The organism is Peribacillus asahii (assembly GCF_004006295.1).
GTDB classification, from domain to species: Bacteria; Bacillota; Bacilli; order Bacillales; family DSM-1321; genus Peribacillus; species Peribacillus asahii_A.
On record NZ_CP026095.1, the window covers coordinates 2,398,736 to 2,414,015 of the forward strand.

Here is a 15,280-nt window from a genome sequence, read left to right on the forward strand (position 1 = left end):
ACCAGAACCCTCTCAAGCGTTTTGTGCTTTTATTTTCTTAATTCAAACCAAAATTTACTCCCTTTACCAACAGCACTTTCTATGCCGAATTCAGCTTGGTGCATTTCAAGTATGCTTTTGACGATTGAAAGGCCTAATCCGTTGCTTATGATTGAACGCTTATGAGTTTTCGCCTTATAGTATCTATCCCAAATCAGGTTGAGCTCCTCACTTGGAATACCTTTTCCAGTATCGATTACTTCGAAGCGGACTCTACTTCCTAGATCGATTAAATTCACTTTAATTTCCTTATCTTCTCCAATATAGTTGATTGCATTGCCCATTAAGTTGTAGATTACTCGTTCCATACGCTGTTCGTCTACTAATACATACAAATCATAATCAATATTAGCCTTTATTTCGAATCCTTCAAACTTTGACAATGCTCCAAAGCGAAGCAAAATTTTCTTTAACGTTTCACTCAAGTTGACATTGTTAATTTGTAGCGCTTCATTATTCGATTGAAGTATAGATAATTCTAAAATATTGTTAACAAGCGATGCTAAGCGATTACTTTCTTCAATAATAACCTGAAGATGTGCTTCACGCTTTTCTTTTTTCTCACCTGAGATATCACGTATCATTTCGGCATAGGCTTTAATCATCGTTAGAGGTGTACGTAAATCATGAGATATATTTGCAATCAGTTCTCTTCTAAGTTTTTCTACTTTAGAAAGTTCATTCGTTGTGTAATTCAGTGTTGCTGCAAGTTGATCTAATTCTGCGTAATGACCGTTTTCAAACTGCACGTGATAATCACCTTTAGCGAGGCGCTCAGCACTATTTGTAATTTTTATTATCGGTTTGGCTACTTTCTTGGCAATAAAAAATGAAACGACAAGCCCTAAAAGTAAGGCAGTAATCGTCACATATACGAGCTGAGTTTTTAAAATATTTGTCGTTAAGTTTATTGGACCAATTGATGTGCTGATATATAGGAGTGTGTCATTATCAAGCTTAGATCCGTAGACAAGTGTTGGCCCTTTGAATTCTTCCACCTTATACGATATATAATCTTCTGTACTAGCATTTAATTTTTGTAGAAATTCATTAAAGTTTTCTGGTAAAGGTCTATTTCTTTTCGGTTGTTCGATTGCTTCTTCTGGTAAGTCCTTTGGCGGTTTTCCAGAATCATGTTCATCTGAGACATATTTGATATTACCTTCCGTGTCCGTAATAAACACCAGAACAGAGTTTTTAAAGGTAAGCCGATCAATGGCGCTTTCAAAATCACTCTGACCATATTTGCTTTCTATTTCGCTCGCAACCTTCATAACACCTTTTATTTTCATACCTTCGTAAAAGGATACACTTTGTATTCTGAAAGAATACGAACGAGCCAAAGTGGCATACTATTTCCCGTTTTGATTTCCATTAGAACTTTTTCTTCTTCTAAAAGTAATTGTCCGTGATCTCCTGCTTCGAGCATAAGTTCAGATCGTCGACTCCGAATATTGAAATCAAAAGACATCCGTAGGTCTCGGTTTCCCTTACCGAAGTATGCCATTCGATCATAAGCAAGATAAACTGCTGGTTTCAGTTGATATTGTGTAAGGAAACTCTCAATTTCTCCAAGAACCTGTTGATTCATATATGGCTGGTATGTAGGTGCTATACCTGATTGTAAAAAAACGTATGCTTCCTTTAATTTCATGGAACTTCTTCGTTTATTAACAATTCCGTTTACCTTTTTCTTGATTTCGATATATACTTTTGAATCTAAACTTGGAGTACCGTATCCTCTCATGCGCAACTTTTCTTTAAAAACGGGTTTTGAAATCGAATGACGAATCAAATCGTTATCTGCTGTATCGTAGTAGAGGTTTGCTATTGTGTAATAGGCGTTATCTTTGTTGTAAGCATCCAACTCCATATAATCAGCAAGTCTCATTTGAATTTTTGAAAAAATGTCAACATCGATCATATACTTTTTTTCATGTCGATTAAAAACTTCAATTGCCATCGTTAGTTCCTCCTAGTTATCAAAACGTTATGTTGCTTTAAATGTTCGAATCATTTCTTCTCTGCCTGTTTCATCAATAGCAAATTGAAATTCTAAAAAATAGGACATTTCGGTCTGCTGAGTTATTTGATAATTGTATTGTAAAAGGCTTAAGTGATAGGTATGTGATAGAAAAGTTTATGTTATGTGAGATATAGGATTAAAATAAAGTTTGAATAAAAAGTTGCATTCAACCCTTACTTAACAGCAACTACAAAAACTCCGTTTTGAAAAAAGATTAATCAAAACAGGCTCTTATTTAATGTGGTGAATTAACTTCTTTATAAAAAAGATTAATCATTTTTGAAATCTTTGTTGGGATAGTACCAGCTTCAAAAATGGTACAATAAGGAAAAAGGGGGTATAAAAATGAACATGGATAAATCATTCAAACCCGTGTATCTGCCGATGGCAGTAGAAGTTAGAAGTTATTTGGTTACTTGGTCAATCAAATATAACGAGGTAATTATTTATGGATAGATTATTAGAAATTTTAAACCCAGGGTGGGTAGGAGCGACTATTGGTATTTTTGGGGTTATTTTTACCGTTTTAATTTCAATTTTATTATATAAGTTGTCTAAAATTAAATCACAATTAGTTTACCAAGATCATTCCATACAATTAATAGGAACAGATAGTAGAATTTCAGATGAACTAGAAATAACCTATAAAGGTAAGAAAATTCCTAGAGTTATAATGACCAATATTGCTATTTGGAACTCTGGAAACCAAACTATTCATGGATTTAATATCGTAGAAGATGATGTATTAAGGTTAGAATTAGATAAAGAGGAGGAATTTATAAGTATAGATTTTCTTAAAGAGACAAGACGTATTAATAAATTTAACGCTTATATAGATCCCGGACAGAGAAATAAAATAATATTGAATTTTGATTATTTAGATCCTAATGATGGTGTATTACTACAAATATTACACACTGATCAAGTATGGGATTCTAAAATAAAAGGTTCAATTAAAGGTATGCCAAAAGGCGTTTTATCAAAAGGACTTTTAAAAGAAGCATATAAAATTCATGAATCTAAAAAAGGTTTAATCACACCTTACATTGTACTCTATATGGATGTTATTATTATTTTAGCCCTTTTAGGTGCTATAATTCATTTTTATAAAGGATATACGAACCAAGGCAATAGCTTAATATTTACTATTTTGGTTGAGACTACTTTTCTAATATTTCTTTTTAAGAGTTCTTTCGATTTATTTAATGTTAAAAAAAACGCACCTCCTCTAAGACTGTTTGATAAAAGAGTTAAAAAAGATAAAGAGAATAAATATGATATAAACTCATAAATCTAGGGGGTTCTTGTTGGTTTATAAATTAAAGTTTGATCAAAAATATCGTGTAAACCCGTATTCTACGGTAAATAAAAAGAATCCATTTTGACAAAGATTGATCAAAAATGGATTCTTTTCTTTTTGAATGAACATTCCGTTTTATAAAAAAGTTTGATTAAAACTCACTTAGAATTCTTTAATCGAAAAGGAATGAAACGGTGCAACTTTATTTCAAATCTACAATTTCATCAAAAGTAAATAAAGTATGGTCTATTGAGCACTCTGTTTTTTAGGATTTTTTATGTTATTTATATTACTCTATTCATTTTTAACACCTTGGTGGTAGAATATGGGTGGTAAGGAATATACATCTAAAAGAGGATAGTATTATGAAAATTCATCAAAGGCTATTTTTAGTGATTGTATTGGTATTCTCTCTAATTGGAACATTAATAATCCCTATTTCAACAAAAGCTGCCACAAAAATTACTCTATCGGCATCGATGAACATATCTTGGAAAAGTTCAAATGAAAGGGCAGTATCATATATTGATTTAGCTGGAAATGGATATAAGGGGCTTAAAGCTCCAAAAGAATACAAATTAATTGATTCCAAGGGGAAAGTGCAATATAGATACAAATCTTTAAAAGGTATCTCAGCATCTGCTCTTTATAAGGATGGAACAGCTTATTTAGTGGATGGTTCTGAAAATATTATAGCATTGAACAAATCTGGTAAGGTCAAGTGGAAAAAGAGATTTAGTAAATATACAGGTCTAGCGGTGGATGTAGCACCAGACGGGGATTTGTATATAACCAGGTTCTTTGATAAAAAATGGTATATTATAGGGTTAGATTCTAAGAATGGCAAACAGATTTGGATATCCCGTCACCAAGGCGGAGTTGCCCTGGGTTCAAATGATACTGTATTGATTCCCAAAGGAGATAATTGGAACAAATTCTCTTATTATAAAAATGGAAAAATACAATGGACAGGTACAACACCAAGTAAAAACCACAAGATCCAAAATAATTATATTTCTTTAAAAGGAAATGTAGTTGTAGTCTCTTCAAAAGATATGTTGAATTATCATATACAGGTATATAATTCAAAAGGAAAAGAATTACTGGTTAGAAAGATATCTCATGACAGTGAACAATTCCAACAAGTCTTATTTAATGAAAAAGGCAATTTATTAATTGCCGTAATTGATGCAAAGACAGGAAAGCTTAAACTTGAATGGTATGACACAGTAGGAAAGATTATTAAAAAGATTAGTATCTCAATGCCGAAACGATCTAATGCTAAATATGCTATATCATACACTGATTTTATTACACATATTGATAATGCCAATAATATTTTTATACGTTTGACTTCTGATTATATTTATAAATATAACATTTCAGGAAAGCTAGTTGCTAAAACTAAAATCACAAATAGCTTAAGCGTATCACCACTATGGCAAGATGAGGATCAAAGCCGTTTTGGTTTACTATATTCAAGAAGTGATCTTAAACTTAAACCCGATGGAGTTTATGACACTGTTGGAATTTACTACACTTTATATAGTTATAAGTAAAATTTGAATGCTAAGCAAATTTCAATTTATAAAAAGTCGATCTCTTACGAACAAGAAATCGACTTTTTTATTGGTCTGCTGTAAAAAGATAATAAAGTTATTTAATTTTAAAAGCTCAAACAAGCATAACCCCGTTCTAAATTTAGGACGGGGTTAAAAATATAGTTGTGTAATTTTTGATGTAAGATACTTCACTATACTAAAAAATATAACAATAAAGTCGTTTAAAAATCTAAGTTTTATTCAACTATAGCGCCCGATTGTGGAAGATCATTAATGTTGTATTATTAAAGAAAAGCCCCCGTTAGCCATCCATGAAGCGCAAAAATCAGCGCTTCACCACAGAGAATGAAAAAATACTAAGATGTCTATAATGGTTCTTAATCCAGTCAACCAATCTATAGATCAATGAATTGCAGCTCTCTTTTTTTACGAACTAGAAGGGCCTTCTTTGGTGTTGTCTTTTTTTGTAATAAGAGAAGTTTATTTTCATGGTAGTTCAACAAGGAATTATAATGACCTTATACAAAAATTCCTAAATCCCGTAATACTTTTTATAAAAATTTAGGACTTCTTCTACATTAAAATCCTCAAAATCTTCTTTACATTTCCGTAAATAGCTTAATTCTTTCTTTGCCTCTAAAGTATCAATTTTTTTGAGATAACCCAGTGTCTTTTCCAATCCTGCACCACATAATAGTTGAACATCAATATAACAATGTGTATCAAAGTCCTTTTCCTTTGCTCTCCAAATTAACAGAGTATCGTCAACACATCCTAAAGCAAATAATTGAATACATAGTGTTTTTAAGTATTCATTGTCTTCCGATGATTTATTCTCTATTTCTTCTTTTAATAAATTTCTGATTCTATCCACAAAATCTATCTTAGGTACTAAACCAAAGTTTTTTAAAAGTTCTTCAGTTTTATCCATAAATCAAAGTTCCCCCTGTTTTCCATTTAAAGAACTATATTCTCCTAAATTCATTGTACTTCTTCTTTCACTAAACCAGCTAATAGGATGTCAACATTTTTCAATAAAAATTCTATAAACAAAGTGATATACTAAAAATGTTCATGCCAAATAACCTTCCTCATTTACATTGGAAGGTTTTTCATGCGTTACCCGATTGTATTTCTTAAACCAAATCCAGGAAATCTTCCCTGCGTTTTAGTAAGGCATAAATCCAATGAATAAGCTTATTTACACATGCAATCATTGCGACTTTAAAAGGTTTTCCTTCTTCTCGCTTGCGGTCATAGAACTCTTTTAGCTTTTTATTGCGAGAGGATCTAATCCCACAGAGAACAGCCATATATAAGGCATGACGCAATCTGCTTGAACCTCTCTTGGTGATCCGATTGATTGTCGCTGTAAATTTCCCCGACGAATGTACACTTGGATCAATCCCAGAGAAAGCAACCAGCTTTTTAGGGTGATTAAACCGTTCGATCTCTCCAATTTCGGAAATAATCGTTGCCGCGATTTTTTCTCCAATACCGGGGATCGACTGGATAATCTTATATTCTTCTATTTCTCCTGCCAAGGCATCTATTTGATCATCTAACTTTGCTAGGTGCTCTTGGTATTGGAGAAGCAGTTGAATATACATTTCAAGACTGATCAAATGACTTTGATAAAATGTGCTCTTAAACGGGTTACGCTGAGCTGCTTCATAAAGTTTTTTTGCCCTTTCTTGTGCCCAGCGTTCCGAACGACTCATACATAAACTCGCAATCTTATCTGTCACCTTAGATTCTCCAGCCTGTATCACAGATTCTGACGTACTAAATTCCAGAAGTGTGTTTAGAGAAACTTTTGAATACAAATCTCCAAATACCCCTTTATATTCAGGAAACACTTGATCTAAAATCGAATGAAACTGTAACTTAGCTTGAACATACAAACCCGTTAGGGTTTCATGTTGTCTTGTGAGATTACGGAGGTTTAAAAGCTGGATTCCCCTTTTCTTATAAGGCTCAAGCTCTTCCTTGTAATACAGTTCACACAAACGAAAAGCATCTATTTCATCTGTTTTTACCTTTCGCAAACTTGACTTTTTTGCCTGATAAGACAGTAAAGGATTGACCATAATGTATAAGTAATTTTGTTCCTCTAAAAACTGAATGACAGGAGTGTGATAATGTCCCGTCGATTCTAATATGACACTTGGTTTCATATCAGCCTCATTTTCCACCACTTTCAAAAAATGAAGTAAAGTATTTAGTCCCTCAGTCGTGTGGGGTACGCTAAAACTTTTTCCGTACGGCTTTCCCTTATCTAAAAATGCTTGAATCTGACTTTCCCCTTTTGAAACATCCAGGCCGATTACTGGATTCATTCTTTATCTCTTCCTCTCCATTTGTTTTGCCAGTAATCCCTATTCCTCCATGCAGTATCATAGCTTCGCTTGTTATACGGGATCACAGTCCCAACCAGCCTCAAACATGTTTCTACAAGTAGGGGGCGGACAGTTTAGTTGACGGAATCATGGTCCCACGCACCCGTACGTCCTACCCTGGCTACCGATATAATAGGTCCTATATAAAAAAGGTCAACCAGTAAAAACTGGTTAACCTCATAATACGATCGCACCCGTTAGCTGAATAAGAAAAAGCCACCAGTCAGTATTAGTTAATTTAATAAATTTAATATAATCATTAACAGAATGGATAATGAAATGAAACCAATCATAAAGTATCCAAAGTATTTTAATGGTTTTGGTAACTTGTTTATCTTAGCATTAGAAGGGTTACCAGCATTTCCTTCAATCTCGTTAAAATGGTCTATTGCATCATTAAATGGTTTATTCTCATCTTTCATACAACCACCCCTTTACTAAATAATAACAATATTCAGTCCTCTGTATTGGAATTTTTTTGTATTATTTTCCTGAACTAACCTCCCTCAATAAACAAACAATTATCTCTTAAATACTCAGTTTTTCTCAATATTTCTATCCAACTTATTTACTCTTATAGATTTGATTAGTACGAAAAGAACACAATCAAGCAGTTTACGAAAAAAAGAGCGCAAGAAACTAGCCAACCTTCGGTTAATTTCAAGAAGTTGGATGAATAGGTATGTACGCACCAATGGATGTCCACATATCTTACGGGGGTCTACCCTCCCAAGTCTCACAGAGTCTACGCTCCTACATTCCTTCGTTCAACCTTTCCATAAGGTGGATGTCGGTCATGCTGCCCCACAGGATCTATGTCCTTACGTTAGTTGCGTTGCCGACTAATCCCATGCTGATATTGTCTGTTCAACCGTCCAAATCTATTTGTCAAAAGTCAGTTTTATAGTGATTAAGCTGCTATTGGTTCTTGAATAAATGCATGCATATGAGGGATATCCTTCAACATCTTCTCTTCCTGGAACACAAACTGTTTCTGCCCAATGGAGAAGAGAATGCGTATAAGCTTATTACACAAAGCAATTAAAGACTGCATCTTTTTCAACGGATTGTCAGGTCTCGTTGTGTAATAATGATGTAGGGCTTTAAAGGCTTTATTCTTCGCTACTAGAATCATAGATGCCCGAAATAATAATGCTCGTAATTTCTTACGTCCACGTTTCGTAATCGTGGTTCTCCCTTTATGCTTTCCAGATGTATTTTCTTTTAAGCTAAGTCCTGCCAGTTTGGTTATTTGACGAGGATGATTATATTCACTCAAATCCCCTACTTCAGCGAAGAAACCCGCCACTGTATCGCGTCCAATTCCTGTTATCTCTAACATTTGATCAACGCCTGGAATATCTTGAAGCAGTGTATCCAAAGTATGGTCAAGCTCTTCGAACTTGGCTTGAATGAGTTCATATTTTTGAATTAATGATCTTAATTCCATTTTAGCCATCATGGCACCCTGACGAATGCCAATCGAGCGATTGGCTGCTTCTTTTAAGGATTGAATCTTCTTTATTCCTATACTTCTCTTCACTTCTTGCCTTAAGTAATCGAGTAATTCTTCTTCTGTATAGTTCACTAGCTCATGAGGTAACGCTTCAAGTTTTAATAAATGAAGAGCTGCCTTTCCCTCCCAACTTTTAAAAACGGTAAAGAACTCTGGAAAATATCGATCAAGCCAGTTGTGTACCTGTCCCTGCACAATTTGTAAGTCCACATTTAATAGATCGCGTAATTTCTTAGCCACACGCAGTTCCGCGAAAACCCCTTGTGGTATGGTTGGTTCAGCGTATCTACCATCTTTGACTAGTTGTGCAATGACTTTCGCGTCTTTTACATCATTTTTAGTTGGAGAGTTATCGTCTAACTCCTTACTGTGCTTGACATGTAAAGGGTTGACCGTTACGAACTTAATCTGTTCCTCCTTTAGAATATGAGCTAAATTAAGCCAATAATGGCCAGTTGGCTCCATTCCAGTAATGACAGAATCCATTTCGCAAGACTCTTTTATTTGAATAATCCAATTAATAAATGTCCTAAATCCTTCTTGGGTATTATCAAAAAAGCAAGTAGATCCTAGCTCCATTCCACGATAATCTTGTGCTCTAGCTACATGATGATGTTTCGCAATATCAATACCGATTACTAAGGTTTTAGGTGTAATTTGAGCTATTTTATGATTTTGGTTATAATTCATGGTGAGACCTCCGAGTAGATGTTTTGTCCTTTTTAGCTGGCCAGCTCAGGACACATTCATCTTATCAAGAGGTCTTTTTTCATTCAAACCGCATTTTCAGTTATTACAGGAATGCTGCCCCGTTCGTATTATAAGGTCAGCCAGATAAGAAAATATTTCTGGTTGACCTTATTTTATATGGTCTTATTATAACAGTAGCCAAAGTAGAACGTCTCTGCCCGTGGGGCTTGACCCCGTCAACTAAACCGTTCGCCCCCTACTTGTAGAAACATGATTGAGGCTGGTTGGGACGTAGATCTCGTATAACAAGCGAAGCTGTGACACTGCATGGAGGATTAGGGGTTACTGGCAAATGACTAGTCTAGGAGGAGATTCAGAATGAATCCAGTCGTTGGTCTGGATGTTTCAAAAGGGGAAAGTCAAGTTCAGGCATTTTTAGATAAAGTCAAACCATATCGTAAGAGCTTTAAAGTTTCTCATACTGTTGAGGGGCTTGATTCACTTGTAGCGTTTCTTGAGGATGTTAAAAGAGAGTCTGGAAAAAAGCCTTCAGTCATTTTAGAAGCTACTGGGCATTATCAAACTCCAGTCGTTCACTACTTGGAAGAGCGTGGGTATTTATTGATTATCATCAACCCTTTGATTTCATATAAGGCAAGAGGGTCAAGTTTAAGAAAAGTAAAGACCGATGCCATTGATGCCTATCTTCTCTGTGAGTTGTTCTATAAGGAGGAGTTAGAACCATATAAAAAGCGTGGGGTTCAGTTATTAAACCTTCGTAATCTGACAAGACAACATGAAAATATAACGGGCGTTATAATCCAAACAAAGCTGCAATTTCAGGCAGTGCTTGAACAAGTGTTTCCTGAATATAACGGGGTTTTTGGAGATTTATATTCTGTGGTGTCACTCTTAACTCTTTCAGAGTTTCCTTCTTCAGAAGACATTCTGAAGGCAAGTGAAAAAGCCATTACAGACAAGATATTTGAGTTATGTAAAAGTAGATCTATCAAATGGGCAAATGAAAAAGCCATTCAGCTTAAAGCTGCGGCAGCCCGTAACCCTTTTGAAAAGACTGTTTATCAGAGTCATATTTTAAGCCTAGGTATGTATATAAATATTCTTCTTCAGTACAAAGAGCATCTATCAAAGTTAGAGACAGAGATAGACGCTCTCGCTAAAGAAATTGAAGAATATACTATTATCAAATCTATCCCAGGCATTGGAGAAAAGATCGCGGCAACGATTATTTCTGAAGTTGGGGAGATAGATCGATTTAATAATCCTAAAAAGCTTGTAGCCTTCGCTGGAGTGGATCCTAGTGTATTCGAATCTGGTAAGTTTACAGCTACCAAGAATCGCATCACAAAACGAGGATCTAGTAGACTTCGTCATGCATTATATATGGCAGTTCGCTGTGCCATTCGTGATTGTCGCAAGAAGAAAACGACTGATGAAATTATCCCTCGCAACAAAAAAATGCGTGAGTTTTACGATAAAAAGCGTGAAGAAGGAAAGCCTTTTAAAGTGGCTATTATCGCTTGTGTAAATAAGCTCTTACATTGGATTTATGCCTTATTAAAAAATAAAACAACTTTCCAAGATATAGTTTAAAAACTATGTCTAACTAAATAACTCAAAACTTTCCATCCGAGAGAAAACGGAAGGTTATTTGGTATGCGCTTTTTAGTATATCATCTATGATTTTAATCTTTTATTGAAAAATATTGACAAACTATTAGCTGGTTTAGTGAAAGAACCGAAAATAAAGTGCGACCAGATAATTAACAATTATAAAAATGCAATAAATTTTAAATATAGATGTAAAGATGCCTTTGTCTTTTCGTGTGAAAATTAAGTAGCCAATACAAAATATCAGTTGAATAATATACAAGGGGGCTACCACAAGTTTTGAGTATAGTTCCGGTAAGGGTGTTTCCATAATCTTGTCATCCACTATGATTTCTCTCCTAAATTAAACTAATGCACCCGTTAAAGAAGTTAGTCCTTTGCAATTTCCATAAAGACTTTTCTTTGTTTAGTGGGAATTTCGTTCATTTTTTTATACTTTTTAATTTCGCCAGTTTGATAATTGAGTATTGTATATCCACTTTCTCCGATAACAAAAACCAAAGGCTTTTCTTCTTTGTATTTAAAAACTATCTCTTCAGGATTTTCTTGAGTTTCAACATTAGCTAACGTATTTGTATTTCCTGACAAAATCTGATAAGTTCCATCGCCGTAAATTTCCACCGTATCTTTTCCAGGCTGGTATTTATAATCATTGGAACAACCAGAAATAATGAAAAGATTAAATATTAGAAAAGTAAAACAAATTTTTTTCATTTTTTGTCTCCGTTTTGCTCTTTATTCTATATTTCAACTTGTTCCATTAACTGAATACAATTTATTCGTTACAACCTCATAATATTTAATTTTGGTAAATGCTTATTAAACTATACTCCCTCTATAAAATAAGGAATATCTCTTGTTTTCTCCTGTTTTCTTAGAATTTTAAAGTCGCTTACAGGTGTTAGTCATTCTCTTATTGGGATTAGAGGGAAGTGAAGGATATTTTTGGAGCCAAGGAGTAAAAAAACCTTTAGCCACTTAACCACCTTTATCCAATAAGTGGGTATCCAGTTAAATTATAGTTGCACTAGTGGTCTCCACGTCTCTCATGGAGGTCAACCCTCCCATGTCTCACAGAGTCTTCGCTCCAAAATTCCTTCGTCCAACCTTTCCATGAGGTGGATGTCAGTTTATGCTGCCCGACAGGGTCCTTGCCCGAAATTTAGTTGAATACTGACTAATCCGTGCTTCAAATGTCTACTAAACCATAAATGTTCCTTTATTCTGATTAACAGGGCTACAAAAGCCTAAGCTACCTTCAGCATCACAGCCATATGAGGGATGTCCTGTAACATTCTTTCTTCGCTAAATTCACATTGTTTTTTACCGATGGTAAACAATACACGTATCAATTTATTGCACAGGGCGATAAGAGATTGCATCTTTTTTAAAGGATGGTTCGGACGTTTTGTATAGTACGCATGTAGGGCTTTAAAAGCAGAGTTCTTGGCGACTAATGGCATGACAACTCGGAAAAGGAGAGCTCTCAGCGTCTTCCTACCTCTCTTCGTAATCTTCGTTTGTCCCTTATGTTTACCTGACGTATTTTCTTTTAAGCTTAGTCCTGCCAACTTAATGATTTGGCGAGGATGTGAATAATCGTTTAGGTCTCCGACCTCTGCCAAGAATCCAGCCACTGTATCTTTACCAATCCCTTTGATTGCCAGCATTTGATGAACACCGGGTATCTGTTCAAGTAAGGCATCTATTCTAGGTTCCAGTTCTTCGAACTTTTGTTTAATGAGATCATACTTGTCTAATAAAATGCGAATCTCTAATTTCGCCAGCTCTGATCCCTCACGAATGCCGATTGAAAGACCGGCGACTCGTTTTAACTCTCTTACTTTCCCAAGACCAACTGCACGTTTTACGGCCTTTTTAAGATGGGCTAAGATTTCTTCATCAGAGATCTTTACTAGCTCACTTGGCAGTAAGCTGAGCCTTAATAATTGTAGTGCTGCTTTTCCCTCCCAGTCTTTAAAAACCGTGAGAAACTCAGGAAAATACCGATCCAGCCAGTTGTGAATTTGCCCTTGTACGGATTGAAGATCAACAGATAAAAGATCACGTATTTTTCTTGCCGCACGAAGTTCGGCATACACTCCCTGCGGAATCTTAGGTTCAGCATATCTTCCATCTTTGACTAGCTGTGCAATCACTCTGGCATCTTTGACATCATTTTTGGTAGGTGAATTATCATCTAATTCTTTACTTTTCTTGACGTGCATAGGGTTCACGACCACAAACTTAACGTCCTGTTCTTTCAAGAAATGAGCTAGATTCAGCCAATAATGACCGGTCGGCTCCATCCCTACGATAGCCTGATCCATGTCATGTGTAGTGATAAGCTGTTGAATCCAACTCGAAAATCCATCAAAGCCAGGCTTTGTATTTTCAAAGTATAAAGGTTTCCCAAACTCCATTCCTCTAAAGTCCTGTGCACGTGCAACATGTTTCGATTTGGCAATATCAACACCGACAATAAGTGTTTGGGAAGTGATTTGAGCGATTTTTTGATTTTGGTTATAATTCATAGTGAGCCTCCTGGTATGCGAATAAGTAGTCCTTTTTGCCGGCAAGCTTTAGGACCCTCTTATCATACCAAGAGGTGTTTTTTATGTTCAAACCCTCTATTTCTTCATTACAGGAATGCTGCCCAATTAACACAATAAGAAAAGCTGCCTTCGATAGCAGCTAGATCTTAAACATAAGCACCCGTTACTTTAAGTACAACACTTCACAATCTTCTATGTTAATCAAACAAAAAAGGCGATACCTTTTTAAGGTATCGCACCCGTTAGCCATCCATGCAGCACAAAATCAGTGCTGCACCACAGAGAATGAAAATGGTTTGGAAGTGTCAATACTGATACTGACCTTAATCCAGTCAACCCTAATCCATAGACTTATTAATTATCGCTCTCCTCTTTTTTTTACGATTGAGCAGGGTTTTCTTAAGTATTGCCATTTTTCTAATCTTGAAGAAACTTATTTTCATGGTAGCTTAAAAATAATATTAACACTGATATTATCTTAAAGTTGTTTAGATATAGATATTTTTCTAATTTTATTTGATAAAAAGAAGGATACGATTCCTAATAATAGATAGATTATTACTGGGGTAATCATACTGCCCATATTGTACCAAACTGAAATAGGTATAATAACGGCAAAAGAAGATAACAAAAACCCAATTATCATATATTTCTTTGAGTTTGGACAAATAATACCTTGAATAATAAAAATGATTGGGAACAGCAAATAGATTCCTAATAAAATATATTTACTTTCAGGAAACAAAGAATCGAACCATATAAATGCGAATATCACCAAACTTGGTAAAATGGTTGAGAGTATTTTCTTCATTAACATCAATCCTTTCGGTAAAAACAATTTACGATAATAAGCAATTGTTACTGCTTGCTCCGTAAGCACAATAAGAAAACAGCCACAATGGTAGCTCTGAACTTCAGCTCTTGCACTCCGTTAGCTGAAGAAGCAAGTATTACAAACTTGTTCTTATATTATTTTTATAAATGTCCACTTTGTTTGCTGCAAAATTCAATAATTGATTTTTTCCATTGATTTTAAGACTAATATTTATTGATAAAGGTAATTGAATTTTTTTAACTACTTCTTCTAAGGCATAGTATTCGTCATCTCTTTTGTTATAAAAAACAACTGAACTAATAAATAATTCATCATCTTCAATATCAAGACTGCACATCATTGGAAACTTTTCACCATCATTTGTTGATAGTTCCCCTGATACTATCGAACCATTTAGTTCTTCAGTGAAATTTTTTGTTTCTGATGGTCTTACCCAAGTTTCGTCTTGGTCTTCATTTTCCTCTTCATCTATTGCCCATTCCCATATCGAACTTTCTTTAAAGTCCTCAATGGTTAATTCATCAACTGGTTTACTTTTACTCATAATTTCTATCTCCTTTGTTGCCCGTATAACGGATAAATTCTATATGGTAACAAATAAATCCTTCTTCAAGTAACCTGCTTCTATAGTTTAAGTACATTCCTTCACAATCTCCATCTATTTTAACAAAATCTCCAATTATCTTTAGGGAAGATCCTCCACAATATGGCCCTTAAATGAAAATT

The 15,280-nt window shown here is 34.7% G+C and carries 12 protein-coding genes; 3 read left to right on the forward strand and 9 right to left on the reverse strand.

The annotated features are described in order from the left end of the window. Window positions 1-29: 29 nt before the first annotated feature. Both BAOM_RS11575 and BAOM_RS11580 read right to left on the reverse strand, forming a co-directional pair. Window positions 30-1,331, reverse strand: coding sequence for a sensor histidine kinase (locus tag BAOM_RS11575; protein WP_127760406.1), 1,302 nt, complete (start codon window positions 1,329-1,331; stop codon window positions 30-32). After that, window positions 1,328-2,002 (reverse strand): polyphosphate polymerase domain-containing protein, encoded by a 675-nt coding sequence (locus BAOM_RS11580; protein ID WP_127760407.1) that lies wholly within the window; start codon window positions 2,000-2,002, stop codon window positions 1,328-1,330. The genes BAOM_RS11575 and BAOM_RS11580 overlap by 4 nt, the downstream gene beginning before the upstream one ends. A 511-nt stretch (window positions 2,003-2,513) precedes the next feature. On the opposite strand from BAOM_RS11580, the gene BAOM_RS11585 reads away from it, so the two are divergent. Both BAOM_RS11585 and BAOM_RS11590 read left to right on the forward strand, forming a co-directional pair. Next, window positions 2,514-3,356 carry a hypothetical protein gene (locus BAOM_RS11585; protein ID WP_127760408.1) on the forward strand — a complete coding sequence of 281 codons (843 nt, stop codon included), beginning with the start codon at window positions 2,514-2,516 and terminating at the stop codon, window positions 3,354-3,356. A 374-nt stretch (window positions 3,357-3,730) separates the two neighbouring features. After that, a complete protein-coding gene (locus tag BAOM_RS11590) occupies window positions 3,731-4,924 on the forward strand; it encodes an outer membrane protein assembly factor BamB family protein (RefSeq protein ID WP_127760409.1) in 1,194 nt (397 codons plus the stop codon). Window positions 4,925-5,459: 535 nt separating this feature from the next. Here BAOM_RS11590 and BAOM_RS11595 read toward each other — a convergent pair. From BAOM_RS11595 to BAOM_RS11610, 4 genes are all read right to left on the reverse strand, one after another. Beyond that, the gene (locus BAOM_RS11595; protein ID WP_127760410.1) at window positions 5,460-5,858 is read right to left on the reverse strand and encodes a hypothetical protein; all 399 of its coding nucleotides are present in this window, start codon (window positions 5,856-5,858) and stop codon (window positions 5,460-5,462) included. 205 nt (window positions 5,859-6,063) lie between these two features. After that, the gene (locus BAOM_RS11600; RefSeq protein WP_127760411.1) at window positions 6,064-7,266 is read right to left on the reverse strand and encodes an IS110 family RNA-guided transposase; all 1,203 of its coding nucleotides are present in this window, start codon (window positions 7,264-7,266) and stop codon (window positions 6,064-6,066) included. Window positions 7,267-7,559: 293 nt separating this feature from the next. Continuing rightward, window positions 7,560-7,748, reverse strand: coding sequence for an amino acid transporter (locus tag BAOM_RS11605; protein WP_127760412.1), 189 nt, complete (start codon window positions 7,746-7,748; stop codon window positions 7,560-7,562). 488 nt (window positions 7,749-8,236) lie between these two features. Further along, on the reverse strand, window positions 8,237-9,532 hold the full coding sequence (locus BAOM_RS11610) for an IS110 family RNA-guided transposase (protein WP_127760413.1): 1,296 nt from the start codon (window positions 9,530-9,532) through the stop codon (window positions 8,237-8,239). Window positions 9,533-9,910: 378 nt separating this feature from the next. Here BAOM_RS11610 and BAOM_RS11615 point away from each other — a divergent pair, with 378 nt between their 5' ends. Next, window positions 9,911-11,146: an IS110 family RNA-guided transposase gene (locus BAOM_RS11615; RefSeq protein ID WP_127760414.1), complete on the forward strand. Its 1,236-nt coding sequence runs from the start codon at window positions 9,911-9,913 to the stop codon at window positions 11,144-11,146. Window positions 11,147-11,533: 387 nt separating this feature from the next. Here BAOM_RS11615 and BAOM_RS11620 read toward each other — a convergent pair whose 3' ends face one another. From BAOM_RS11620 to BAOM_RS11630, 3 genes are all read right to left on the reverse strand, one after another. After that, window positions 11,534-11,878 carry a hypothetical protein gene (locus BAOM_RS11620; protein WP_127760415.1) on the reverse strand — a complete coding sequence of 115 codons (345 nt, stop codon included), beginning with the start codon at window positions 11,876-11,878 and terminating at the stop codon, window positions 11,534-11,536. Window positions 11,879-12,411: 533 nt separating this feature from the next. Beyond that, window positions 12,412-13,698 (reverse strand): IS110 family RNA-guided transposase, encoded by a 1,287-nt coding sequence (locus tag BAOM_RS11625; RefSeq protein WP_127759247.1) that lies wholly within the window; start codon window positions 13,696-13,698, stop codon window positions 12,412-12,414. A gap of 971 nt (window positions 13,699-14,669) precedes the next feature. After that, window positions 14,670-15,098: a hypothetical protein gene (locus BAOM_RS11630; protein ID WP_127760416.1), complete on the reverse strand. Its 429-nt coding sequence runs from the start codon at window positions 15,096-15,098 to the stop codon at window positions 14,670-14,672. Window positions 15,099-15,280 lie beyond the last annotated feature (182 nt).